At 62.7% G+C, this 23,895-nt stretch carries 21 protein-coding genes; 12 read left to right on the top strand and 9 right to left on the bottom strand.

The genetic code is table 11. The features are described from left to right. The first annotated feature begins 378 nt into the window (after positions 1–378). Positions 379–1,182 (top strand): DUF2242 domain-containing protein, encoded by an 804-nt coding sequence (locus tag PspR76_RS19110; protein ID WP_159957780.1) that lies wholly within the window; start codon positions 379–381, stop codon positions 1,180–1,182. Position 1,183: 1 nt separating this feature from the next. Here PspR76_RS19110 and aceE read toward each other — a convergent pair whose 3' ends face one another. Continuing rightward, entirely contained in the window at positions 1,184–3,844 is a 2,661-nt protein-coding gene (aceE, locus tag PspR76_RS19105) for a pyruvate dehydrogenase (acetyl-transferring), homodimeric type (RefSeq protein ID WP_159957778.1), read from the bottom strand. A gap of 145 nt (positions 3,845–3,989) precedes the next feature. On the opposite strand from aceE, the gene PspR76_RS19100 reads away from it, so the two are divergent. Next, complete coding sequence (locus PspR76_RS19100) at positions 3,990–4,460, top strand: MarR family winged helix-turn-helix transcriptional regulator (RefSeq protein WP_159957776.1); 471 nt, start codon at positions 3,990–3,992, stop codon at positions 4,458–4,460. 124 nt (positions 4,461–4,584) lie between these two features. On the opposite strand, the gene PspR76_RS19095 is transcribed toward PspR76_RS19100, so the two are convergent. From PspR76_RS19095 to PspR76_RS19085, 3 genes are all read right to left on the bottom strand, one after another. Then, on the bottom strand, positions 4,585–5,586 hold the full coding sequence (locus PspR76_RS19095) for a transketolase-like TK C-terminal-containing protein (protein WP_159957774.1): 1,002 nt from the start codon (positions 5,584–5,586) through the stop codon (positions 4,585–4,587). Positions 5,587–5,911: 325 nt separating this feature from the next. Further along, entirely contained in the window at positions 5,912–6,946 is a 1,035-nt protein-coding gene (locus tag PspR76_RS19090) for an AraC family transcriptional regulator (protein ID WP_159957772.1), read from the bottom strand. A 4-nt stretch (positions 6,947–6,950) separates the two neighbouring features. Then, a complete protein-coding gene (locus PspR76_RS19085) occupies positions 6,951–8,081 on the bottom strand; it encodes a carbon-nitrogen hydrolase family protein (protein ID WP_159957770.1) in 1,131 nt (376 codons plus the stop codon). 213 nt (positions 8,082–8,294) lie between these two features. On the opposite strand from PspR76_RS19085, the gene PspR76_RS19080 reads away from it, so the two are divergent. Both PspR76_RS19080 and PspR76_RS19075 read left to right on the top strand, forming a co-directional pair. Beyond that, a complete protein-coding gene (locus tag PspR76_RS19080) occupies positions 8,295–10,334 on the top strand; it encodes an NADPH-dependent 2,4-dienoyl-CoA reductase (protein WP_159957768.1) in 2,040 nt (679 codons plus the stop codon). A 57-nt stretch (positions 10,335–10,391) separates the two neighbouring features. Next, positions 10,392–11,282, top strand: a complete 891-nt coding sequence (locus tag PspR76_RS19075) for a 1-aminocyclopropane-1-carboxylate deaminase/D-cysteine desulfhydrase (protein ID WP_159957766.1) — start codon at positions 10,392–10,394, stop codon at positions 11,280–11,282. Between the two features lie 44 nt (positions 11,283–11,326). On the opposite strand, the gene PspR76_RS19070 is transcribed toward PspR76_RS19075, so the two are convergent. The 3 genes from PspR76_RS19070 to PspR76_RS19060 all read right to left on the bottom strand — a co-directional run bounded on the left by PspR76_RS19070 (position 11,327) and on the right by PspR76_RS19060 (position 13,986). Next, positions 11,327–11,920, bottom strand: a complete 594-nt coding sequence (locus PspR76_RS19070; protein ID WP_159957764.1) for a cytochrome b — start codon at positions 11,918–11,920, stop codon at positions 11,327–11,329. Between the two features lie 114 nt (positions 11,921–12,034). Further along, complete coding sequence (gene phnX / locus PspR76_RS19065) at positions 12,035–12,862, bottom strand: phosphonoacetaldehyde hydrolase (protein ID WP_159957762.1); 828 nt, start codon at positions 12,860–12,862, stop codon at positions 12,035–12,037. Continuing rightward, positions 12,859–13,986, bottom strand: a complete 1,128-nt coding sequence (locus tag PspR76_RS19060; protein ID WP_159957760.1) for a 2-aminoethylphosphonate--pyruvate transaminase — start codon at positions 13,984–13,986, stop codon at positions 12,859–12,861. The genes phnX and PspR76_RS19060 overlap by 4 nt, the downstream gene beginning before the upstream one ends. Before the next feature lie 111 nt (positions 13,987–14,097). Here PspR76_RS19060 and PspR76_RS19055 point away from each other — a divergent pair, with 111 nt between their 5' ends. Beyond that, a complete protein-coding gene (locus tag PspR76_RS19055) occupies positions 14,098–14,955 on the top strand; it encodes a LysR substrate-binding domain-containing protein (RefSeq protein WP_159957758.1) in 858 nt (285 codons plus the stop codon). 99 nt (positions 14,956–15,054) lie between these two features. After that, a complete protein-coding gene (locus tag PspR76_RS19050) occupies positions 15,055–15,762 on the top strand; it encodes a YebC/PmpR family DNA-binding transcriptional regulator (protein ID WP_090402660.1) in 708 nt (235 codons plus the stop codon). Between the two features lie 120 nt (positions 15,763–15,882). Here the strand turns inward: PspR76_RS19050 and PspR76_RS19045 are convergent, their stop codons facing one another. Both PspR76_RS19045 and zapE read right to left on the bottom strand, forming a co-directional pair. Beyond that, positions 15,883–17,178, bottom strand: coding sequence for a protein kinase (locus tag PspR76_RS19045; protein WP_159957756.1), 1,296 nt, complete (start codon positions 17,176–17,178; stop codon positions 15,883–15,885). 39 nt (positions 17,179–17,217) lie between these two features. Next, positions 17,218–18,327: a cell division protein ZapE gene (gene zapE / locus PspR76_RS19040; protein ID WP_159957754.1), complete on the bottom strand. Its 1,110-nt coding sequence runs from the start codon at positions 18,325–18,327 to the stop codon at positions 17,218–17,220. Between the two features lie 189 nt (positions 18,328–18,516). Here zapE and PspR76_RS19035 point away from each other — a divergent pair, with 189 nt between their 5' ends. Genes PspR76_RS19035 through PspR76_RS19010 form a run of 6 tightly spaced genes read left to right on the top strand, consistent with a single transcriptional unit; the run spans position 18,517 to position 23,889 of the window. Next, a complete protein-coding gene (locus PspR76_RS19035; RefSeq protein WP_159957752.1) occupies positions 18,517–19,044 on the top strand; it encodes a Csu type fimbrial protein in 528 nt (175 codons plus the stop codon). Beyond that, positions 19,038–19,583 (top strand): spore coat protein U domain-containing protein, encoded by a 546-nt coding sequence (locus PspR76_RS19030; protein WP_159957750.1) that lies wholly within the window; start codon positions 19,038–19,040, stop codon positions 19,581–19,583. The genes PspR76_RS19035 and PspR76_RS19030 overlap by 7 nt, the downstream gene beginning before the upstream one ends. Before the next feature lie 18 nt (positions 19,584–19,601). Then, complete coding sequence (locus PspR76_RS19025; RefSeq protein WP_159957748.1) at positions 19,602–20,135, top strand: Csu type fimbrial protein; 534 nt, start codon at positions 19,602–19,604, stop codon at positions 20,133–20,135. Between the two features lie 5 nt (positions 20,136–20,140). Continuing rightward, complete coding sequence (locus tag PspR76_RS19020; RefSeq protein WP_159957746.1) at positions 20,141–20,641, top strand: Csu type fimbrial protein; 501 nt, start codon at positions 20,141–20,143, stop codon at positions 20,639–20,641. A gap of 27 nt (positions 20,642–20,668) precedes the next feature. After that, complete coding sequence (locus PspR76_RS19015) at positions 20,669–21,454, top strand: fimbrial biogenesis chaperone (protein WP_159957744.1); 786 nt, start codon at positions 20,669–20,671, stop codon at positions 21,452–21,454. 41 nt (positions 21,455–21,495) lie between these two features. After that, positions 21,496–23,889 (top strand): fimbria/pilus outer membrane usher protein, encoded by a 2,394-nt coding sequence (locus tag PspR76_RS19010; protein ID WP_159957742.1) that lies wholly within the window; start codon positions 21,496–21,498, stop codon positions 23,887–23,889. Positions 23,890–23,895: the final 6 nt, after the last annotated feature.

The raw sequence follows: 23,895 nt of genomic DNA, 5'->3' as shown, positions 1-23,895 counted from the left end.
GACGCTCCGCGTCCCGCTGTAGAGTGACGCGCAGCGTCACGGGATGCATGCCCACGCAGAGCGTGGGAACGATCAGCCCCCGGTCTGTAAAGGACCGGGGGCTTTTTTTTAGCTGCGTTTCAGGCTGCCGACCAAGGCTAACAACATCAATAGCACGACCGCCCATGCAAAGGCGCCCACGCCCCAGCCTTGCAGCAATACTCCATCAAGTCGCCATGCCTCGGCAAAACTGCGCGTATTTATTGACCATATGGGCGCCGGGCTTTTTCCTGCAGGCGCCGTCCTGTAGGCCTGTGACGTTTTACCGACAGGAATGCGCGCGCCAAGGCCTCGTTCTGTTGCACAATACCGCCCTGACTGTTTTCCTCAGGATTTTCAATGTCGACATCATTTCACTTGCGTAGCCTCGGGCTGGCGCTGGTGCTGGCGGGCGCCGCGGGCTGCTCGTCACCCAAGACCGCTATTTATGAACATGAGAATTTCGACGACTCCGGTACGTTCTCCCGTGATTACCCGGTCAGCGATGTGGCGGCTTGTGAAGCGGCGCGACGTGCGCTGTTGAGCCAGGGTTACATCATCACCAGCAGCGACCCCAAGCTGGTGGTGGGTAACAAGAGCTTCCAGCAGACCGGCGAGACCCATTTGCAGATCAGCTTCAACGTGGTGTGCGCCAACGATGGCAAAGGCAATAACCACTCGACGATGTTTGCCAACGCCTTGCAGGATCGCTACGCGCTGAAGAAGGTCAACAACTCCGCGAGCCTGGGTGTGGGCGTGTTGGGCTCGGTGTCGATGCCGATTGGCTCCACCGATGACTCGATGGTCAAGGTGGCGAGTGAGACGGTTTCGGCGCCGAAGTTCTACGACCGTTACTTTGCGCTGGTGGATGTGTTCCTGCCGCAGGAAGTGAAGAAGGCCGAGCACATTCCTGAAAAGCCCAAGGCTGAGCTCGGGGTGCCGGAACCCAAGGCCGCTCCGGTTGCGGAGAAGGTCGAGGCACCGAAGGACGCAACGCCAGCGCCTGCCGCTGCGCAACCGTTGGCACCGCCTGCGGAGGCCGCACCGATTGCGCCACAGGCCGAACCCGAACCGGCTCCAGCACCCGCTCCGACCACGCCGAGCACGCCGACCTTGCCGGCGCCGACAGAGGCGATTCCTCCGCTGCCGACGCCTGCGCAGTAACTCAGACCGCTACGGGGTTCGCCTTGTCGACGTTGATCCCGTAGCGGTTGATCGCTTCACTGACTTTATCGCGCCCGATCACGCCGTCATCCGCCAGCGCTTTTAAAGCGGCGAGGACGATGAAGTGGCGATCCACCTCAAAGAACTCGCGCAAGGTTTCCCGGGTGTCCGATTGCCCGAAACCATCGGTGCCCAGCGCCACAAAGCGGCGGGCGTGGACGAAGGGGCGAATCTGGTCGGCGAATAATTTCATGTAGTCCGTGGCGACCACCACCGGCCCGGTGTGCCCGGCGAGGCATTCCTCGACGTAGCTGCTGCGCGGCTCGCTCAGCGGGTGCAGCAGGTTCCAGCGCTCCGCCGCGTGCCCGTCTCGGCGCAACTCGGTCAGGCTGGTGACGCTCCACACGTCGCTGTGTATGCCGAAGTCCTTGGCGAGCAAGTCGGCGGCGGCGATCACTTCGCGCAAAATCGAACCACTGCCCATCAGTTGCACCTGCGCTTGCGGGTGGCGGCTCAGCGGATACATGCCCTTGAGAATGCCATCCTCCACGCCTTCGGGCATCGCCGGGTGCGGGTAGTTTTCGTTGAGCAGGGTGATGTAGTAGTAAATGTCCTCCTGCTCGACATACATGCGCCGCATGCCCTCGCGAATAATCACCGCCAGCTCGTAGGCAAAGGTCGGGTCATACGACACACAGCACGGAATGACCGACGACAGAATGTGGCTGTGGCCGTCGTCATGCTGCAAGCCTTCGCCCATCAATGTCGTGCGCCCGGCCGTAGCGCCGAGCAGGAAACCACGCGCCCGCGCATCGCCGGCCGCCCACGCCAGGTCGCCGACCCGTTGGAAGCCGAACATCGAGTAGAAAATGTAGAACGGCACGGTCATCAGGCCGTGGTTGCTGTAGGACGTACTCGCCGCGATCCACGAGGAAATGGCGCCGGATTCATTCAGGCCTTCCTGCATGATCTGTCCGTCTTTGCTCTCCTTGTAGTAGCTCAGTTGCCCGGCATCCTGTGGGGTATAGAGCTGGCCTACAGCAGAGTGGATGCCGATCTGACGGAACAGGCTTTCCATGCCGAAGGTGCGCGACTCATCCGGCACGATGGGTACGATCAGCTTGCCCAGGTGCGGATCCTTGAGCAGCGTGCCGAGGATGCGCACGAACGCCATGGTGGTGGAGATGGCGCGCTCGCCCGTGTCTTTCAGCTGGGTGGCAAAGGCGCTCAGTTCGGGGATCTGTAATGACTCGACGGCCGTGTGGCGCGCGGGCACATAGCCGCCCAAGGCCTGGCGCCTGGCGGCGAAATAACGCGCCTCTTCACTGTCGGCGGCGGGTTTGAGGTAGGGGATTTCGTCGAGTTGGTCATCCGCCACTTCCAGCCCGAAGCGATCGCGGAAGGCTTTTACGGCCTCGGCGCCCATCTTCTTCAACTGGTGGTTGATGTTCTGGCCTTCGCCGGCTTCGCCCATGCCAAAGCCCTTGACGGTCTTGGCCAGGATCACCGTCGGCTGGCCCTTATGGCGCACGGCGGCCGCGTAGGCGTTGTAGACCTTGTCCGGGTCATGCCCACCGCGTGAGAGTTTCCAGATTTCGTCGTCGGACATGTCCGCAACCAGTGCCAGCAACTCCGGGTATTTGCCGAAGAAGTGTTCGCGTACATAGGCGCCGTTCTGCGATTTGTAGTTCTGATAGTCGCCGTCCACGCATTCCATCATGCGCTGGCGCAGCAGGCCGCTCTGGTCTTTTTCCAGCAGCGCGTCCCAGCCACCACCCCAGATCACCTTGATCACGTTCCAGCCGGCAGCGCGGTACAGGCTTTCGAATTCCTGGATGACTTTGGCATTGCCGCGCACCGGGCCGTCCAGGCGTTGCAGGTTGCAGTTGACCACGAAGATCAGGTTGTCGAGTTTCTCGCGACCGGCCAGGGAGATCGCCGCCAGGGATTCCGGCTGGTCCATTTCGCCGTCACCGAGGAATGCCCACACTTTGCGGCCTTGGTGTTGCTTGAGGTCACGAAACTCCAGGTAACGCATGAAGCGCGCCTGGTAAGCCGCGGTGATCGGCCCGAGGCCCATGGACACAGTAGGGAATTGCCAGAAGTCCGGCATCAGCCGTGGGTGCGGGTAGGAGGACAGCCCCTCGCCAGCGGCCTCGCGGCGGAAGTTGTCCAGCTGAGCTTCGCTGATGCGGCCTTCCAGGTAGGCGCGGCCGTAGATGCCCGGCGAGGAGTGACCCTGGATGTACACCAGGTCACCGTCGAACGTGTCGGTGCGCCCACGGAAGAAATGGTCGAAGCCTACGTCGTACAGCACGGCGGCTGACGCATAGGTCGCGATATGCCCACCCACACCGGAATGTTTGCCTGCGCGCAGCACCATGGCCATGGCGTTCCAGCGAATAAACGCATTGGTGCGCCGCTCGATGGCGAGGTTGCCAGGGTAGGGCAACTGGCGGTCAACCGGGATGGTGTTGACGTAAGGCGTGGTCACCCGCCCGTAGAAGTCTCCATGGCGCGCAACGTCGAAATCCAGCAACTGATCAATCAGGTAGTGGGCGCGCGGGCGGCCTTCGGTGGACAGCACCGATTCGATGGACTCCAGCCATTCGCGGGTTTCCTGTGGATCGTCGTCCAGTCTTACTGCGTTATTCGGGGTCATGTGAGGCTCCAGGGTAGGCGGATTTCAAGCGGCGAGCTCCTTGTGGGAGTAGCGCCAATGTAGTTGCAATTGCAACGATATGCCTGAATCTAGCGCGGGATGAGCTACTATTGCAACCTTCTTGAAATTCCCCGGATGGTGTTGCATGTCGTCGAAAGAGCCTGATGTATGGTTCCGTTTTGTCAGGGCCCACAGGACGGTCATCCGTGAAATCGAACGCCGTTTGGCGCAGGCGGACCTGCCGCCATATGCCTGGTATGACGCCTTGTGGGGCCTGGAAAGTGGCCCGGATGGCACCCGCCGTATGCACGAATTGGCCGACGTGCTGGCGATTGAGCGCTACAACCTGACACGCCTGGTGGACCGCCTGGAAAAAGACGGCCTGGTGGTGCGTTCGCGTTCTGACGGCGACGGCCGTGCGGCGTTTGCCTCGATCACCGACGCGGGTCGGGTGTTGCGTAAAAAGATGTGGACGATCTACGAAAGCACTGTGGACGAGCTGTTCCTGTCGCAAATCGAGCCCGAGCAGCGCCAGCTGTTTGCCGACACCCTGGAGCGCGCGGCGGGGCTGGCCGTGGAGGCGGGCGTGCAGGTTCGAGGGCGACGCAAGATTTAAGACCCAATGAAGATTCAATGTGGGAGCTGGCTTGCCTGCGATAGCGGTACATCAGCATAAGATGCAGTGCCTGACACTGCGCTATCGCAGGCAAGCCAGCTCCCACCATTGACGGTTTCTCCCTTCAGTTGAGTGCATACCGATCCATCGCCTTTTCTACCTGCCGCGCATCCATACATCCCTCATCCACCAACGCCCTTAACGCACACACCACAATCCAGTAACAGCTGGGCGCAGACGCCTGCACCGAACCCGCGCCGAGCGCGACAAAACGCGCCTCCACATGCGCCGCCAGCTGATCGACAATCGCCTGCGGATAACCGGTGACGGCAATCACCGGCGCGCTGCTGCCGCTCAGGCACTCACGTAAATGGCAGCTCTGCCTGGGCGCCGTGGGGTGCAGTCGATTCCAGCGTTCGGCCGCGGCCGCTTCGCGCGCCAGTCGTGTGTAGCTGGGGCAGCTCCACAGCTGCGCCGTGATGTTCCAGTCCTGTTCCAGCAACTGTGCAGCCTCGGCAACTTCCACCAGCGCCCGGCCGGCACCGAGCAATCGCACCTGCCCTTGGCGACGTTGGATCGGGTACATCCCCTTGAGGGCATCGTCGCGATCCTGTGCATCCAGCGTCACCGCGCTGTCCTGGTCGTGCAGCGCCAGGTAATAAAACCCAGGCTTGCCCTCGACATACAGCGTGCGCAAACCCGCCAGCACAATCGCGCGGGCTTCCGCGCCGGACGCCGGGTCATACGGCGTGCAGCGCGGGTGGGTGGCCAGCCATAACGGCAGCGACGGTTGCGTGCCCCTGGGCCATGCAGACGGTTGGTTTTCGATGTCGTTGCACAGGATGCCGCGCTGCGCGGTCTCGTCCGACAGTGCACATAACTGCGCCGACGACGCCGCGCTGTGCAGGTACAACATGGGTTTTTCAGCGGTGTTGCGTGCGAACCAAACCGGCCAGCCGCCCACACGGCGGGAGCGTGACTGACCGCGGATCACCCAGGCCTGGCGGCTGAGTTCCAGGGTGTTGGCCATGGTCATGACCGTGTACAGCGGCGAACTGCTTGAGTGCGCAGCCGTGCTGAGTGCGTCGATACAGCGTTGGGCGGCATGGGCGGTAGAGGCGGGCATGGGACGAGCTCCTTGCAACAGAGGTTCGTACCCTAATGGAAATGTTGTTGCAATTGCAATGATTGCAATCGCACCTAAACACCCAGGTGCTAAATCAAGGCAACGCTGCTACGTTTTATCCTGAAGTGCAGGAACGTCATGGCGCCGACATTTTTTCGTCATCACGGCACTTTAGGCTGGCTGTGCAGGTCATTTATTGGCAGCTGCTTTAAAACCACAAGGAGTCCACCATGGACGATTACCAAGAAGAACTGCTGGAGTACCACGCGTTTGAGTTGGATCCGCTGGATCCGGTTGATGACGCCACCGAGCTGTAACACCGACTTCAGGCGGAATGCCGCTGACTGCGGCGAAATTCCCCTGGGGTCTGGTTGTTCCACCGCCTGAACGCCCGTTGAAACGCCTGGGCTGAGGCAAACCCGAGCAAGTAGGCGATCTCGCCGAACGCCAGCTCCGTATCGCGAATGTAGGTCATGGCCAAATCGCGGCGGGTGTCGTTGAGAATCGCGCGAAACTGCGTGCCTTCATCGGCCAGTTTGCGGCGCAGCGTCCAGGTCGGCAGCTTCAAGCGTGCCGCCACTTCTTCCAGGTCGGGTTCCCGGCCACCATTGAGCATCGGCCCGAGCAAACGGGTAATGCGCTCGCGCAAGCTGCGGGTGCGCGTCAACTGCTCCAACTCTGCTTCACACAACTTCAACAACAGCTGCCAGGTACTCGGGCAATGCTGCGGGTTACGCAGTGCCAACGTGTTTTGGCTCAGGCGCAGTTGATTGGCCTCGGCGCCGAAGCTCACCGGGCTGTCGCCCAGCACGCTGTAGTGTTCGCTGTACTCGGGGGCTTCAAATTCGATGTCGATGCGCTGCGCCTGCACCGGTTGCAGCGCCACGCTGGATAACTGCTGCAGCCAGCCGGCGATGATCGAATCCACCACAAAGCGGTTATAGGCGTTGTACGGGCTGATGGAATAAAACCGCAGCCAGGCGCCTTCGGCATCCTCGTGAAAACTCGATTGCCCGCGGTAATTGGAGCCGTACAGCGCTTCAAAACGGGTCAAGGCACGCGCCGCTTCACGCACGTTGGGCGCTTGTGCGGCGGTGACGCCTGCCAGACCTGCCTGGCTCAAACGGCTGAGCTGGCCCATGCGCAGGCCCAGGCCTGGGTCGCCGGTGAGCTGGATGGCTGCGTGGCCCAGGCGCATATAGCGCGGGATCGACAAGCGTGCGCCGGCTTCTGCCAAGCGTGCCGGGTCAAGGCCGTATTGCAGGAGCAACGGTTGCGGGTCCAGGCCGTGGCTTTGAATAGCATCCGCCAAGGTGTGCACGAAACCCACCGACAGATCGCCAAGGCGCACCGGCTTCAAGACGCTACAACCAGATATTCAGCAGGCGCGCGCCACGGGCACCGCTGTCGGCATTGATTTGCCCGTTGCTGCTGAGAAAGCTGTGCCCGGCAGTGCCCAGATCCCAGAACTGCCCGCGCAGGAACACGCTCATGCCGGCAGTGGCCTGGCTGATGGGTTGCTGGCTGATCAGCGTGAGGCGACGCCAGGCTTCGCCTTCGCTGAGCTCTTCGGGTTTGAGGCTGATTTCGGGCGGTGTCGAAACGCTTTTGAAACCGCGCCATGGGCGGTCCCACGTCTCGCGGCCGGTCACAAAGGCAGGCACGGCGACCAATTGCGCGCCTTGCTCGTTGAGTTTGCGGTAGTTGTCCGGGTACCAGCTGTCGCTGCCGATCAGGATGCCCAGGCGCCCGGCCGGGGTATCGACCACGCTGACGAGGTTTTCATCGCCCGGTTCGATAAAGCCGCGCTCATCGTAGATCGGATAGAACTGGCGCTGTGGCTGGCCCACCGGCAAGCCATCGGCACCAAACACCAGGCTGGCGTTGTACAGCGCGCCATGGCCAATGTGCAGTTGCCCTTGTTCGACGGTCGGGTTGGGCAGGGCGATGGAGCCGGCCACCAGCGTCACGCCAAACTCTTTGGCCAACCCGCCGAACAGCACCTGATAGTCGCGCGCCATGGCGGGCGCTTTCATGCGCAGGTAGGCGTCTTCCATGCGGTTATCGCCCTTGGCGCTGATCCACGCGCGTGCGAACTGCAGCGGGTTGCTGGCTGACAGCCAGTTCATCGCGTCCTTTAAATGGACCGCCTGATACAGCTCGTTCTTCTCGCCGCTGAGCATCAGCCAGGTGCCGATGTGTTCCGGCAGCACGACGATGGTCTTGCTGTTGATCAACCCTTGGTCCCGAGCCTTTTGCAGATAAGCCGCCAGCTTCAGGTGCAGGCGTTCCAGGCTCTGATAATCGGCGGGGAACAGCTCCGGCTGGATACCCAGCAAGTTGCCACGATCAGCGGGCTGGCCTTCATTGACGGCCAAAGTGATGCGCAGGTCCGACAGGTAATGCGCCACAGGGCGCTCCTGGGTCCAGACCAGATACGCGGTGGTGGCGGCAACCAGGGCCATGACGAGGGTGAAGGCTAGAAGTTTACGCATGGGGCAACAGACAACAGACCGTGTGCAGGGTTCGTCGACTAGGGTAGGGCCCATGCACCGGCTTGCCAAGGGGCGCTGTGCATTTGGATCAATAACTTGTCAGTTTCAGTCATTGAGCGGTAGTCCGCTGCCTCTTAGTCTGTGGGACATAAACCGATGGCAGGCCATTTCGAGCCTTCCACGTCCCGTGATGATCCGTTGTGGAGCTGTACCATGACCGCTGCTGCCTACCCGCACCTGCTGGCCCCGTTGGACCTGGGCTTTACCACCTTGCGCAATCGCACCCTGATGGGTTCGATGCACACCGGCCTGGAAGAAAAAACCGGCGGCTTCGAGCGCATGGCCGCCTATTTTGCCGAGCGCGCTCGGGGTGGTGTCGGCCTGATGGTCACCGGCGGTATTGGCCCGAACGATGAGGGCGGCGTGTACGCCGGCGCCGCCAAGCTGACCACCGACGAAGAAGCCCAGAAACACAAGATCGTGACCCAGGCCGTGCACGAGGCGGGCGGCAAGATCTGCATGCAGATCCTCCACGCCGGGCGCTATGCCTACAGCCCCAAGCAGGTCGCACCGAGCGCGATCCAGGCGCCGATCAACCCGTTCAAGCCCAAGGAGTTGGACGAGGAAGGTATCGAGAAGCAGATTCAGGACTTTGTCACCTGCTCGCTGCTGGCCCAGGTCGCCGAATACGACGGCGTGGAAATCATGGGCTCCGAAGGTTATTTCATTAACCAGTTCCTCGCCGCCCACACCAACCATCGCACTGACCGCTGGGGTGGCAGCTACGAAAACCGCATGCGCCTGGCGGTGGAAATCGTGCGCCGGGTGCGCGAGGCCGTCGGCCCGAACTTCATCATTATCTTCCGCCTGTCGATGCTTGACCTGGTGGAAGGCGGCAGTAGCTGGGAAGAAATCGTGCAGTTGGCCAAGGCCATCGAGCAGGCGGGGGCGACGATCATCAACACCGGCATCGGCTGGCACGAAGCGCGTATCCCGACCATCGCCACCAAAGTGCCGCGTGGTGCGTTCAGCAAAGTCACCGCCAAGCTGCGCGGTGCGGTGCAGATTCCGCTGATCACCACCAACCGCATCAATACGCCGGAAATTGCCGAGCAGATCCTCGCCGAGGGCGATGCCGATATGGTCTCGATGGCGCGGCCGTTCCTGGCCGACCCCGAGTTCGTCAACAAGGCCGCTGAAGGTCGCGCCGATGAAATCAACACCTGCATCGGCTGCAACCAGGCCTGCCTGGACCACACCTTCGGCGGCAAGCTGACCACCTGCCTGGTCAACCCGCGTGCGTGCTACGAGACCGAGCTGAACTACCTGCCGGTCAAGCAGATCAAGAAAATCGCCGTGGTCGGCGCAGGTCCTGCAGGCCTGGCGGCGGCCACCGTGGCGGCGGAGCGCGGCCATCAAGTGACCTTGTTCGACTCGGCCAGTGAAATCGGCGGCCAGTTCAATATCGCCAAGCGCGTGCCGGGCAAAGAGGAGTTCTTTGAAACCCTGCGCTACTTCAAGCGCAAATTGCAGACCACCCACGTCGAGGTGTGCCTCAACACCCGTGTGGATGCCGCGCAACTGGCGGCGGGCGGTTACGACGAGATCATCCTGGCCACCGGCATTGCGCCGCGTACCCCGGCGATTCCGGGGATCGATAACGCCAAGGTGCTGAGCTACCTGGACGTGATCCTTGAGCGCAAGCCGGTGGGCAAACGCGTGGCAGTAATTGGCGCTGGCGGTATCGGCTTCGACGTCTCCGAATTCCTCGTGCATGCAGGCGTGTCTACCAGCCTGGACCGTGAAGCGTTCTGGAAAGAGTGGGGCATCGACACCCAACTGCAAGCCCGTGGCGGTGTGGCCGGTATCAAGCCTGCGCCGCATGCACCGGCCCGTGAAGTGTTCCTGCTGCAACGCAAGGCCTCCAAAGTTGGCGACGGCCTGGGCAAGACCACCGGCTGGATCCATCGCACGGGCCTTAAGAACAAGCGGGTGCAGATGCTCAACAGCGTCGAATACCTGAAGATCGATGACCAAGGCCTGCATATCCGCATCGGCGCCGACGGTGAGCCGCAGGTGCTGGCGGTGGACAACATCGTCATCTGCGCCGGCCAGGATCCGCTGCGCGAACTGCAGGATGGCCTGGTCGCCGCAGGCCAGAACGTGCACCTGATCGGCGGCGCCGATGTGGCGGCCGAGCTCGATGCCAAGCGCGCCATCAACCAAGGCTCGCGCCTGGCGGCGGAGCTGTAAAACGCCAAAAGGGGCGGTGTTAGACTACCGCCCCTTTTCATTCAGATACCTTCCCCGATGGGCCCTTTCGACTGGCTTCCCCACGCACCGCTCGAACCTTTGCAGCTGGATTGGCTGAACGGCGTCGAGTTGGCTGTGCTGCGCCTGGACTGCATCGACCCGCTGATCAGCGGCAACAAGTGGTTCAAGCTCACCGAGCACCTGGCCCAGGCGCACATGGCCGGTGCCAGCGGGGTCATCAGCCTCGGCGGCGCTCACTCCAACCACCTGCACGCCCTGGCGGCAGCCGGCAAACGTTTCGGTTTCCCCACTGTCGGCCTGTTACGCGGCCACCCTCAAGACACGCCCACTGTTCTCGACCTCAACACCTTCGGCATGCAGCTGCATTGGCTGGGGTATGGCGGCTATCGTGCGCGGCATGAGGCGGATTTCTGGCTGCCGTGGCACGCACAGTATCCGCAGTTCCATGCCGTGCCCGAAGGCGGCGGTGGAATAGCGGGTGCCTTGGGCTGCGCGGTACTGGTCGAGCAGGTGCGCGGGCAGTTGGGCAACCTGGGTTGGGCCGATTACGATGCCTGGTGGCTGGCGGCAGGCACCGGCACCACCGTGGCCGGGCTGGCGCTGGCAGAGGCGGGCGCGCACCCGGTGTACGGCGCAATGGCCGTGCCTGACGATCACGGCGTTGAGCGAAACGTGCAGGCCATCGTGCAGGGCGGTTATCAACTGCTGGACGCCAGCCGAGGTGGCTTCGCCAAAGTCGATCCGCTATTGCTCGCATTTATTGAGCACACCGAACAAGCCTCCGGCATGCCGTTGGAGCCGCTCTACACCGGCAAGGCCCTGCTGGCGCTCAAACACCAGATCGAGGCCGGACGCTTCGCCGCCGGCACCCGCCTGATCTTCGTGCACACCGGCGGCCTGCAAGGCCGCCGAGGGTTTGAAATCTAGCGATGCTCCCCTGTGGGAGCGGGCTTGCCCGCGATTGCGGTCTATCATTCAACAGATTTGGTGACTGACCCGCCGCCTTCGCGAGCGAGCCCGCTCCTACCCGGCATCATGCGCAGCGCCGTGTTATCGCGCAGGATGTAATGGTGAATGATCCCCGCCAATGCATGCAGCCCGATCAGCCAGTAGCCGATCTTGCCGAACAGCACGTGCCAGCCTTCAATCTGCTTGGCCAGCGCCTTGTTCTCAGCGATCAACGGCGGCAACTCGATGCCGTAGAACATCACCGAATGCCCCTCGGCGCTGACGATCAGCCAACCGGCAATCGGCATGCCGATCATCAATGCATACAGCGCAACATGCATCAGCGTGGCCAGCAGGCTTTGCCATTGTGGCGGCGTCGGCACGATTTTCGGTGCCACCCCCAGGCTGCGTGCAAACAGGCGCAGCCACACCAGCACGAACACGGTCAGGCCGAACATAAAGTGCATTTCGACGATCAACGTTCGCGCGCCACTGCCTTTGGGGAATTGGCCGCGTAACTCTATGCAGGCGTAAACCACCGCCAGCAGCACCACCATCAACCAGTGCAGCGCAATCGACATGGTGCTGTAGCGCGTATCGGAGTTTTTCCACGGCATCGCTGTGTTCCTCACTCATCAGGGCAAACCTCCATTCTTTAGTGACGGAGTCCTTTAACTGTATGCCGTTTTTGAGCGATTCGCCTGGCGTAAGTGCCGTTGTTTTGACCTCAATCAGTGGCTTTGTGGCATTTCACCGCGGGCCAGGCGCTGGTTGATGTCGGTGATGACAGCAGGCAGGTCGTTGATAGTGTCGATCAGGTAGTGCGGGCGTGAGCCTTCGAACAGTTTCTCGATGCGTTTGCGCTCGCTGTTCAGGGCGGCGGCGTCCAGGTCGCGGAATTGCTCATAGGTCAGGCCCAGCGCATTGCCCGAGCAGGTGAGGGCGACGGTCCACATGCCGGCGCGGCGGCCTTCGAGGATGCCCGGCACGGTGTCGTCGACCTTTACGCAAGCCGCCACATCGTCAATGCCCAGCGCAATCACGTTCGCCAGCGCCTGGGCTGGCCATGGGCGGCCGTTGGGCACTTCGTCGGTGGCGACCACGTGGTCGGCGAAGTAGCCATTGGTGGCGGCCAGGGCGACGACTTTGTCCATGACCTGCTTGGGGTAGCCGGAGCAGGAGCCGATCTTGATGCCCTGCACCCGCAGGCGCGCAATGGTGTCGAGGGCGCCGGGAATCAGCGCCGAGTGCTCGGCGATTTTCTCGATCTGCAACGGCATGAAACGCTGGTAGATGGCAGTTACGTCATCATCCGTCGGCACACGCCCAAAGGCCTTGCGATAACGCTCGGCCACCTGCGGCTGATTGCAGAGCGTGCGGATATGGTCCCACTTGCCCATGCCCATCGGGCCACGGGCCTCATCGATGGAGACTTGCACGTCGAACTCGGCGAAGGCTTCGACAAAGATCTGCGTGGGGGCGAAGGAGCCGAAATCGACCACGGTGCCGGCCCAGTCGAGGATAACGGCCTGCAGGGTGTTGGGGTTTTGATAGTTCATGGCTGCGATCCAAACGATGAAAGGTTGATGTGCATGGCGTGCAACGCCTGGGCGATGGCGGCGACGGCGGCGCGCATGTCGGCGGCGTCGACATGGCCGATGCAGCCCACGCGGAAAGTGTCGACTTCGGTCAATTTGCCGGGGTAAAGGATGAAACCCTTGGCCTTGACCCGTTCGTAGAAGTCCTTGAACTGGTAGCGCGGGTCTTGCGGCGCATGAAAGGTCACGATGATCGGCGCCTGGATCGCCGCCGGCAGAAAACTGCGCAGGCCCAGTTCGGCCATGCCATCCAGCAGCGCCTGGCAGTTGCGGGCGTAGCGTTGGTGGCGCGCGGGCAATCCGCCTTCTTCGTGATATTGCAGCAGGGCTTCGTGCAACGCGGCGACCACGTGGGTCGGCGGGGTGAAGCGCCATTGCCCGGTCTTGGCCATGTAGCGCTGCTGGTCGAACAGGTCCATGGCCAGGGAATGGCAGTTGCCTTCGGCGGCGGCCAGTGCCTGCTTGTTGGCGAACACGAAACCCATGCCAGGCACGCCTTCCAGGCATTTGCCGGACGCTGCGATCAGCGCGTCGAACGGCACTTCACGGGCATCGATCGGCAGCGCGCCGAAGGAGCTCATCGCGTCGATGATCAAGCGTTTTTCGTGGGTTTTAACCACCTGGGCGATGTCCGGCAGCGGGTTGAGAATGCCCGTGCTGGTTTCGCAGTGGATCAATGCCACGTGGGTGATGGCCGGGTCGGCGTGCAGCAGGCGGTCCACAGCGGCGGCAGTGCTGGGCTCATTTTCGGCGGTTTCAAAGGTGCTGAAATCGCGGCCAAGTACTGCGCAGATCTTCGCCAGGCGCTTGCCGTAGGCGCCGTTGATCAGCACCAGTACCTTGCCGTCACGCGGCACCAGCGTGCCAATCGCCGCTTCGACGGCGAACGTGCCGCTGCCTTGCAGGGGCACGCAGTGGTGACTGTCGGCGCCATTGAGGATCGCCAGCAACTGCTCGCAGACACTCGCGGTGAGTTGGTTGAAGCGCTCATCCCATGAACCCCAGTCCACCAGCATGGCCTGGCGCGTACGGGCCGACGTGGTCAGCGGGCCGGGGGTGAGCAGGATCGGCGCGGCGGTGGTCATCTCAAGTCCTCGCAAGTCTCGGGGTTGAATCTACGGCGCCTAAATTGCAGTTTGGCTTGTCATCAATCAAATTGTTTGTTGTTATGCGAGCTATCAGTGAGGCCGATAGCTATGAACCTGTTTCAATTGCGTGCATTCGATGCAGTGGCCCGCGAGGGCAGCTTTACCCGAGCGGCTGCGCGGCTGTTTATCAGCCAGCCGGCGGTGACCGGGCACATCAAGGCGCTCGAAGAGCACTACCAGATTCCGCTGTTGCGCCGCACGGCACGGCGGGTGGAGTTGACCGAGGAGGGCACCCGCCTGGCGGCGATCACCCGCGCGATTTTCGGGCTGGTGGATGAGGCGCAGACTTTGCTGGAGGCCAATCGCCAATTGCTCACCGGGCGCCTGGAAGTCGCGGCGGATGGCCCGCACCTGGTGATGCCGATGATCGCCCGCCTGCGCGCGCGTTACCCCGGCATCACCGTCAACCTGCGGCTGGGCAATGCCCAGGACACGCTGGCGGCGTTGTTGTCGGAACACGCGGACGTGGCGGTGCTTACCGAGGTAGAACCGCGCAATGGCCTGCACCTGCAAGCGTTGAACGAGTCGCGGATCTGCGCTTTGGTGCCGACAGGGCACCCGTGGCTCGCCGACCCGGCGGGTATTCGCCTGGAGCAATTGCACGAGGTGATCATGGTGCTGCGCGAGCCCAGTTCGATTACCAGGCGCACCTTCGACAGCGCCTGCGCCAGCGCCAATGTGCAACCCAGGGTGTTGCTGGAGCTCGACAGCCGCGAGGCGGTGACCGAAGCCGTCGCCGCTGAACTGGGCGTGGGCGTGGTGTCGTCGATGGAGGTCAGCCGCGACCCGCGCGTGCATGCGATCGCCTTGCAGGGCGACGGCCTGGTCAACCGGCATATGCTCGGTTGTCTCGAGCGACGCCGCTCATTGCGCTTGATCCAGGCGTTTTTCGAGTTGGCGTCTTGACGGTTTTTTGCTGGAACGATTTTTTTTTGCCCTATAAACTCTGCCCCCAAAGCGCCGGCCAGTAGACGTCTCGGCGCGATGGACAGAAGAGAGTGAGTCATGGGCGCACAGTGGAAAGTCAAACATAAAGAAGCGGCATCGAATGCCAAGGGCAAAATCTTCGGCAAGCTGGTGAAAGAAATCACCATCGCTGCCCGCAATGGCGCCGACACCGCGACCAACGCCCACCTGCGTCTGGTGGTAGAACAGGCCAAAAAGGCCTCGATGCCCAAGGAAACCCTGGAGCGCGCCATCAAAAAAGGCGCCGGCCTGCTGGGTGAAACCGTGCAGTACCACCGCGTGACGTATGAGGGGTTCGCCCCGCACCAGGTGCCGCTGATCGTTGAGTGCGTGACCGACAACATCAACCGTACCGTGGCGGAAATCCGTGTGGCATTCCGCAAGGGGCAACTGGGCGCTTCCGGCTCCGTGGCCTGGGACTTCAACCATGTCGGCCTGATCGAAGCCTCGCCGGACACCCCGGATGCCGACCCGGAAATGGCCGCGATCGAAGCTGGCGCCCAGGATTTTGAAGACGGCGAAGAAGAGGGCACCACCCTGTTCATCACCGAAACCACCGACCTCGATGCCGTGCAAAAAGCACTGCCGGAGCAGGGCTTTACCGTGCTGTCGGCCAAGCTCGGTTATATCTCGAAGAACCCGGTGAGCGGTTTGACCGACGAGCAGATGGCTGAAGTCGAAGCCTTCCTGGAAGGCCTGGACAACCATGACGACGTGCAGGATATGTTCGTTGGCCTGGCTGGCTGATTAAACGCGGTTCACTCATGTGGGAGCTGGCTTGCCTGCGATAGCGCTGTATCAGTCACTGAAAAGGTGAATGACACGGCCTCATCGCAGGCAAGCCAGCTCCCACAGTTGGATTGGGTTTCACCCCAGGTTCAGCAGCGCTTCAATCTCTTCAAAGCTCGGCCGCGCCAACACATCAGGCTGGCAGCAGCTGTTATGCAGCGAGACCAACGCTTCGTCGTTGAACGGCGTGTCGACGCGCTCCAGCAACTCCCCCAGCAACACTCCAAACGCCCGCACTTCAATGCGCTGCAACGCCCTGGTTTCCACGGTATCCGCCGTGGCATGGAACGACGCCGCGCCAAAGTCGCCGAGCAGGCAGTCGCCATCGGCGTTCCACAGAATATTGTGACCGTACAGGTCGCCATGGGTGATCCCGTGCCGGTGCAAGTGCGCCGCCACCGAGGCAATGCCCCGCGCCATGCGCAAGGCCACTTCAGGGCTGAAACGCGTGCTCGGTGCGTAGATGTCCCGCGTGCACGACGCCAGGCTCGGCAAGGCGGCGAGGTTGCGGTAGCTCGGGTCGATCAGGTCCATGACCAGCGCGGCTTGATCTTCGGGATGGCCCACCACGCGGCCTTCCACCTTGATCAGGTTGGGGTGCAGGCCAGCGGCGATGCAGGCCTGCATTTCATGCAACGGTGAACCATCGCTGGTGATCGCGCCTTTGTACAGTTTGACCGCCACAGGCAAGGCCTGCGGCTTCCATAGCGCCTTGCGGATGATCCCCGAGGCGCCTTCGCCGAGTACGTCGCCCAGCTCCAGTTCCGCCCAGGCAATGTTCGGCGTTGCGTCATCGACGGCTAATTCCACCGCCATCTCCACCGGGTTACCGGCATAGGCCAGCCAGGTCAGGCTCGGCAGCGTCAGCAGCCACTCGGGCAATTGGGTCAGGCGGTTGGAGGCGATGCGAATCAGCTCCAGGTTGTGGCAGTTGATCAGGCTGTGCGGCAGTTCCGTCAGTTGGTTGCCGGCCAGCATCAGTTTTTGCAGCAGCGGCCGCTCGCCCAATTCGCTGGGCAATTGGCTGATGCGGTTATCGGTGAGGATCAGCCAGCGCAACTGCGGCGGCAGGGCGGCGGCGGGAACGTGGCTGATCTGGTTGGCCTTGAAGCCGATCATGCTTAGCTTGGCGCACTGGCCCAGGCATTCCGGCAACGCGGTGAAGGCGTTGTCCGAGCAAAACAGCACGCGCAGGTGCGACAGGCGATGCAGGTCGTCGGGCAGGCTGCTCAGGGCGTTGCCCGTGAGGTTGAGGATTTCCAGCGAGTCGGCCAGTTCGAAGATTTCCCGCGGGAATTCGGTCAGCCCGCAGGACAGGTCCAGGCGCGTGGTGCCGGCCAATTGGCCGGCCTTGAGTTGGGCGAGGGTATTCATGAACGGCGCGGTCACTCGGCAAGAGGGCGTAAAAGGCGCTCATGATACCGGGTGATGCGCGGGTTGCGGGCACAGGCTTTGCAATTCGGCGGTTTGTAATTGATGCAGGCGGCTGGCGGTGCGGGCAAGGTCGATGGCTTGGCCTTCCAGGCAGTGCGCCAGCGGCTGTTGACCGATCAGCGTCAGGCGTTTGTCCTGGTCGTAAAGCACATCCACCAGGTTGATAAAACGCTGTTGCACGGCGATTGGGCATTCGGCCAATTGCGGCAGCCCGTCGATGACCCAGTGGTCGAAATCCTGGCACAGCAGCAGGTAATCCATCACGGCCGTGAGCTGTTCGCAAAGGTCGTTGAAGGTGAAGACGATGGTCGGCGCCTGATGGCTGCGACACCGCAACTGGCGGTTGCCGACTTGCAGGGTCTGCGCCGGGCCATCCACGGCGGGCAGCCCCAGCGCTTCACGCTGGGCGGCTGTGCCGGGCCATACATACTGACCGGCGCTGAAGCGTTGCTCGGCATGCGCCTGGGGCAGGCTGCGAAAGTCCTGGGGCGAGCTGACTTCCAGCACGTCCATGCGCGCAGCGATCAGGTCGATCACTGGCTTGAACCGTTCGTGGTACAGCGGGTTGGGCAGCAACCCCTCGGGGGCATAGTTGGAGGTCACCAGCACCCACACGCCACGCTGGAACAAGGCTTTGAACAGCCGGCTGATGAGCATGGCATCGCCGATATCGTGCACATGGAACTCGTCGAAACACAGTACTCGGCAATCCGCCAGCAGCTCGTCCAGTGTGACGCCCAAGGCATCGTCGTGCTCGCGGTGCTGGAACATGCCGCGATGCAGGCGCGCAAAAAACGCGTGGAAATGCACGCGCTGCTTCTCGGCAATCGGCAACGCCTGGAAAAACCCGTCGAGCAGCCAGCTTTTTCCGCGCCCCACCGGGCCGTGCAGGTACAGGCTGCGCGTCGGCGTGGCGGTGAGCAGGTGCTCGGTCTCGCGGGCCAGGGCGGCGATTGCCAGGGTTTGGCCGGTGCTGAGGGTGTAGCCCTGCTGCTCGGCTTTTTGCTTGAAGAACGCCGGGATAGGCGAGGGGCCCGAAGGTGCGGTGGTTTTACCGAGCAGGCGCCGGATCAGGGGAAGCACAGCCAATGCAAGTCACTCTGTAGTGCGGTGGTTGCTCACTTTAGGGCGCCCGTCACGTTTTGACCAATAGAGAAGGGCGCTGCCAGCTATCTCGAAACAGCATGTCGCAGCTGTAATCCTGTCCAGACTGGCAGTTTCCCCCTGAGTGACTAACCTCCTACACAGCAATTACCCCTGTACAAAGGATTGGGTGCAGTGAAGGGACGAGTGGTATTGGCAGTCATGGGCACGATGCTCTGCAGCACGGTTTACGCTGCGCAGCTCCAAGTGGAGGTGCGCATCGACGTGCAGCGGGGCTGCCAGCTGGTGGGCACCACCCGCAGTGCTGGCATCGAGCAGCTTGGCGTTTTGGATTTCGGCAGCGGCCCGCGTCTGGATGACCCGGCCGGCCCCTTGAGTGCGGCGCTGATCAGCCAGCGCCAGCCACGTCTGGAATGCAACCCCGACACGCCCTATCAAATGCGCGTCGACGGCGGCCTGCACGGCGGCGTAGGCGAAGTACGCTACCTGAGTGCCGCAACCCCTTCGAGCAAACCCATTCCCTATCGTATTTACGCCGATGCAGCGCGGCGAATTCCGTTGTCCGTGAATGAACCGCTGAGCGGGCGCGTGCCGGACTCCGGCTCGGTCGACCTGCCGCTGTATGGCCGCATCGAACCGCTCAAAGACATCCCCGCCGTCGGCCGCTACACCGACCTGCTCAAGGTCACGGTCACATGGTAAGCCGGGTCTGGGCCCTTGTGGCCATGGGCGGCCTGTTGCTGCTGGCGGATGACGCCCAGGCGGCAGCGGTCAACGGGCAGATCCACGCGCGTTTGGTGATCACCGCCAGTTGCGAAGTCAGTAAAGGCGTAGAAAGCGCCCCGGTCAGCCCCACGGGCGGCACCGCGTTGCTCGACTTCGGCAGCCAGGGGCCGACCTGGAGCAACCCCTTGGGCGCAGGCGTGACCGACGGCAGCAAGGCGCCGCTGTCGGTGTCGTGCAACCCCTCGGTGGTCAGCAGTTTCACCGTGACCATCGACGGCGGCGCCAACGGCGACGGCACCACACGGCGCCTGAGCAACGGGCGCCAGACCATTCCCTATCGGCTTTCGGCTGACCCGCTGGGCCACAGCGACTACAGCATCGGCCAACAACGCAATTTCGTCGTGACCAAGGGCACACAAGTACCGATCCCGGTATTCGGCTCGGTGGTGGCGAATACCAGGGCCCTACCGGCCGGCATCTACACAGACACCCTGACGGTGACTCTGGATTGGTAAACCATGAGGATGAACATCATGCATGCACTTGTATCGAAAGCGGTTTTTCCATTGATGGCGCTGGTGTGGGTGTCGGGGGCGCAGGCGGCGACCGTGGCCGGCACCGTCACCGCGACGCTGGTGCTGACCAGCAGTTGCCAGGTCAATGGTGCGGCGGCGACCGGCGGGATGAGCTTCGGTAACTTGAACTTCGGCACGGCCAACAGCCTGTTCACCGAAGCCGACGGTCAGGTGCTGGGCGGCGGTGGCGGGGCGTTGTCGATTCTGTGTTCGGCGGGCACCTCGCCGACGCTGACCGTGTCCGCCGGCGCCAATGACGGCAAATCCACCGGCGGCGCCCGCGCACTCTACGACGGCGTGGCCAACTACGTGCCGTATGACTTGTACACCGACAGCGGCCATTCGCAGCTGCTGGCCATCGGCGGCGTGATCAACCTGGCGCCGAGTACGGGTGTTGCCCAGGCCGTGAATATTTACGGTAAGGCCAATGGCAAGGCCGGGCTGCCGGCCGGTACGTATACCGACACCGTCAATGTGACCCTGACGTTCTAAGGGTCATGAACCGGGCAGGGTGGGCGACGTTGGCGGTGTGCATCGGCTGGGGCATGCCGGTGTCGCTGCTGGCGGTGACCAGCCAATCGTTCCAGGTCAGCGCGACGATCACGCCCGGCTGCCTGGTGGTCGGTGGCGGGACGAACTACGGCAGCCTGGTGTTCGGCACGTACTCGGCACTGGCGACCAGCACGGCGTCGGTCGCACTCACCGGCGGCGTGACCCTGCAATGTACGCCGGGGGTGGCGCTGAACATGAGTGTCGATGGCGGTTTGCACAACAACAGTGGCCGGCGGATGCAGCTCAATAGCGGCACCGCCCAAGTGGCGTATCAGCTGTTTCGGGACGCGGCGTTCAGCCAGAGCCTGGGCATCAGCCAAAGCGTGAGCGTGACCTACGCCAACGCCGCCAGCATCACCTTGCCGATTTATGGGCGAGTGCAGTTACCGGGTAATACGCCTGGGGGGACGTACAGCGACACGTTGCAGGTGCAGCTGTCGTGGTAAGGCGATTGGCAATAAGGAGTGAGACCTATGTATGCAGCTTCCCGGCAGTGGTGGGCAGCGGGTTTAAGCGCGGTGTTGGGGTTGGCGGCGGGGCAGGCCCAGGCGGCCAGCTCGGTGTTGATCTGGCCGATTGACCCGGTGCTGGAGGCCGATCAACAGGCCAGCGCATTGTGGCTGGAGAACCGTGGCACCGAGACCGCCAACCTGCAAATCCGCGTGTTTGCCTGGACCCAGAGCGGCTTTGATGAGCAGTACCAGAACCAGCGCGACGTGATTGGCAGCCCGCCGGTGGCGAAAATCGAGCCGGGGCAGAAGCAGTTGGTGCGCCTGACCCGTACCAAAGAGGTGCCGCCGGGCCAGGAATTGGCCTATCGCATCATCATCGATGAGATCCCTTCGGCCACGCCGCCCGCCGCCCCGGCCGATGGCAAGACCGCCGCCGCGGTGCGTTTCCAGATGCGTTATTCGGTGCCGCTGTTCGCTTATGGCCCAGGCCTGTGGAGCAAGGTCGATGGCACCCGCGATCGTGACCCGAAGGGCGCCGGCAAGCCGGACCTGAGCTGGAAAAAAGTCAGCATTGGCGGGCGCAATTACGTCGAGATGCGCAACCAGGGCGCCGTCCACGCGCGTTTGACCGATGCCACCTTCAAGCAAGGCGGCCAGCCGCGGCCACTGGTGGAAGGTTTGATGGGCTATGTGCTGCCGGGCGCGACCATGCGCTGGGCGGTACCGGATGGGCTGCCGGCGGATCAGCCGTTGCAGGTACGTGTGAATGGTGCGACGCAACTGGAGAGCCTCGCGCCAGGGCGATAAAACCGTGCGATAGGGCATGGAGCAGCCCCTGGTGTTAACGGATGGAGATGTCCATTGATGGACACAAAGCCTTGGTGAGCCATGGTCGAGCTCGATATCTATGGCGATCGGTGTGGGTGGTGAGTGGCTTGTCCGGCCTGGTGTTTGCGGCGCCGGGCGTGGCCGCGCCGTTGCCGCCCCCTCCCAGCAGTATGGAGGCTGTTGCCGATGCTCAGTTGTTTCTGGAACTGGTGGTCAACCAGATGGACACCGGCCGCGTGGTCGCCGTCAATCAGCGCGCCGGGCAATTGTTTCTGCCGGCCTCGGTGTTGCAGGAGATCGGCATGAAGCTGCCTGGCGAGGTGGGCGCCGAGGTCGCGCTGGAAAACCTGCCGGGCCTGCACACCGACTACGACAGCCAGGGCCAGCGGCTGATGCTCACGGTGCCACCCGCCTGGTTGCAGGAGCAATTTATCGGCAGCCGCAATAACTACCCGCGAACCCAGGCGCTGACCAGTTTCGGCGCGTTGCTCAACTATGACGCCTACCTGAACGACACGGATGACGCCGGCACTTACCTCGGCATCTTCAACGAAGTCAGGCTGTTCGACAGTTGGGGCACGCTGTCCAACACCGGCCAGTACCGCGCCACCATTGGCCGGGAGACAGCGGGCAGCAGCCTCGACAATGGCTATCGCCGTTATGACACCACGTGGCGTTTTTCCGACGATGAGCGCCTGCTGACCTACGAAGCGGGCGACGTGATCAGTGGCGCCTTGCCCTGGAGCACCTCGGTACGCCTGGGCGGCGTGCAGGTATCCCGCGACTTTGGCGTGCGCCCCGATCTGGTCACTTACCCCTTGCCACAGTTCGCCGGGGAAGCGGCGGTGCCGTCGTCGGTGGACCTGTTTATCAACGGTTACAAAACCAGCAGCGCCGACCTGCAGCCGGGGCCGTACACCCTCACCAACGTACCGTTTATCAACGGCGCGGGGGAGGCGGTGGTGGTCACCACCGATGCCCTCGGCCGGCAGGTGTCGACCACGGTGCCGTTCTATGTCACCAGCACGCTGTTGCAAAAGGGCTTGTCGGATTTCTCGGTGGCGGCGGGTAACCTGCGCCGCGATTACACCGTGCGCGATTTCGGCTACGGCCCCGGCGTGGCCAGTGGCACCTTTCGCTATGGGCTCTCGGATGCGTTTACCCTGGAAAGCCACGCCGAAGCCTCCGGCGACCTGGCCTTGGGCGGTGTCGGCGGCAACCTGCGCATGGGCAATTTCGGCGTGCTCAACGCCGCCGTCAGCCAAAGCCAGTTCGACGGCCGCACCGGCCAGCAGTTGAGCCTGGGCTACCAATACAGCAATCAGCGTTACAGCCTGTCTTACCAACGCGTGGAACGACGCGATGAATACGCCGACCTGAGCCTGGTCGATACGCCGTATGCCAGCCTCAGCAAGCGCAGCCAGCAAGCCACCTTGAGCCTGAACCTCAACGATTTCGGCAGCCTCGGCGTGGGTTATTTCGATGTGCAGGCGGCGGACGATTCGCGCACGCGCCTGGTGAATATGACCTGGAGCAAATCGCTGTGGCGCAACAGCAGTTTTTACCTGTCGGCTAACCATGAAGTCGGCGACAGCAGTTGGGCCGTGCAGGCGCAGGTGGTCATTCCCTTCGACGTCTACGGCAGCCTCAGTGTGGGCAGCGAACGCAGCAAAACCGGGCAAAGCCTGCAGCGCGTCAACTACAGCCGTGCGGTGCCCGCCGAGGGTGGCGTGGGCTTTAACCTGGGTTACGCCAGCGGTGATGGCCCGGCTTATCGTCAGGCCGACCTGACCTGGCGCCTGCAGTCGGTGCAATTGCAGGCGGGCGTGTACGGCACCAGCGACGCCGAAACCCGCTGGGCGGATGCCAGCGGCTCGCTGGTGTGGATGGACAACCAAGTGTTCGCCGCCAACCGCGTCAACGATGCGTTTGTGGTGGTGAGCACCGACGGCGTCAGCGGCGTGCCGGTGCGCTACGAGAACCAGGTGGTCGGCGAAACCGACCGCAACGGCCACCTGCTGGTGCCGTGGACCAGCGCCTACTACCGCGCCAAATACGAGATCGACCCACTGAACCTGCCGGCCAACGTACAGGTGCCGAATGTCGAGCAACGCGTTGCCGTGCGCCGGGGCAGTGGGTATTTGCTGGAGTTCCCGGTGCGTCGGGTGCTCGCCGCGAGCATCACCTTGGTCGATGCCCAGCATCAGGATCTGCCCCTGGGCAGCCAGGTGCGTCATGAACAAAGCGGCGCGTTGGCGGTGGTCGGCTGGGACGGCCTGGTCTACCTGGAAAACCTCGCGGCGCATAACACCTTGCAGGTCACGGTCGGCGACGGCCAGACCTGCCAGGCCACGTTCGAGCTCGATACAACACAGGAGCAGGTGCCGCTGATCGGGCCACTGGTGTGCCAATGACATAAA

Origin of the sequence: Pseudomonas sp. R76, assembly GCF_009834565.1 — a bacterium.
GTDB lineage: Bacteria > Pseudomonadota > Gammaproteobacteria > Pseudomonadales > Pseudomonadaceae > Aquipseudomonas.
This window is presented reverse-complemented; position numbering and strand designations above follow the sequence as displayed.

Excerpts from the sequence above, each read along its gene's own strand:
- PspR76_RS19110 (WP_159957780.1), top strand. The coding sequence starts at position 379 with ATGTCGACATCATTTCACTTGCGTAGCCTCGGGCTGGCGCTGGTGCTG.
- aceE (WP_159957778.1), bottom strand. The coding sequence starts at position 3,844 with ATGACCCCGAATAACGCAGTAAGACTGGACGACGATCCACAGGAAACC.
- PspR76_RS19100 (WP_159957776.1), top strand. The coding sequence starts at position 3,990 with ATGTCGTCGAAAGAGCCTGATGTATGGTTCCGTTTTGTCAGGGCCCAC.
- PspR76_RS19095 (WP_159957774.1), bottom strand. The coding sequence starts at position 5,586 with ATGCCCGCCTCTACCGCCCATGCCGCCCAACGCTGTATCGACGCACTC.
- PspR76_RS19085 (WP_159957770.1), bottom strand. The coding sequence starts at position 8,081 with ATGCGTAAACTTCTAGCCTTCACCCTCGTCATGGCCCTGGTTGCCGCC.
- PspR76_RS19080 (WP_159957768.1), top strand. The coding sequence starts at position 8,295 with ATGACCGCTGCTGCCTACCCGCACCTGCTGGCCCCGTTGGACCTGGGC.
- PspR76_RS19075 (WP_159957766.1), top strand. The coding sequence starts at position 10,392 with ATGGGCCCTTTCGACTGGCTTCCCCACGCACCGCTCGAACCTTTGCAG.
- PspR76_RS19070 (WP_159957764.1), bottom strand. The coding sequence starts at position 11,920 with ATGCCGTGGAAAAACTCCGATACGCGCTACAGCACCATGTCGATTGCG.
- phnX (WP_159957762.1), bottom strand. The coding sequence starts at position 12,862 with ATGAACTATCAAAACCCCAACACCCTGCAGGCCGTTATCCTCGACTGG.
- PspR76_RS19060 (WP_159957760.1), bottom strand. The coding sequence starts at position 13,986 with ATGACCACCGCCGCGCCGATCCTGCTCACCCCCGGCCCGCTGACCACG.
- PspR76_RS19055 (WP_159957758.1), top strand. The coding sequence starts at position 14,098 with ATGAACCTGTTTCAATTGCGTGCATTCGATGCAGTGGCCCGCGAGGGC.
- PspR76_RS19050 (WP_090402660.1), top strand. The coding sequence starts at position 15,055 with ATGGGCGCACAGTGGAAAGTCAAACATAAAGAAGCGGCATCGAATGCC.
- PspR76_RS19045 (WP_159957756.1), bottom strand. The coding sequence starts at position 17,178 with ATGAATACCCTCGCCCAACTCAAGGCCGGCCAATTGGCCGGCACCACG.
- PspR76_RS19030 (WP_159957750.1), top strand. The coding sequence starts at position 19,038 with ATGGTAAGCCGGGTCTGGGCCCTTGTGGCCATGGGCGGCCTGTTGCTG.
- PspR76_RS19025 (WP_159957748.1), top strand. The coding sequence starts at position 19,602 with ATGCATGCACTTGTATCGAAAGCGGTTTTTCCATTGATGGCGCTGGTG.
- PspR76_RS19020 (WP_159957746.1), top strand. The coding sequence starts at position 20,141 with ATGAACCGGGCAGGGTGGGCGACGTTGGCGGTGTGCATCGGCTGGGGC.
- PspR76_RS19015 (WP_159957744.1), top strand. The coding sequence starts at position 20,669 with ATGTATGCAGCTTCCCGGCAGTGGTGGGCAGCGGGTTTAAGCGCGGTG.
- PspR76_RS19010 (WP_159957742.1), top strand. The coding sequence starts at position 21,496 with ATGGAGATGTCCATTGATGGACACAAAGCCTTGGTGAGCCATGGTCGA.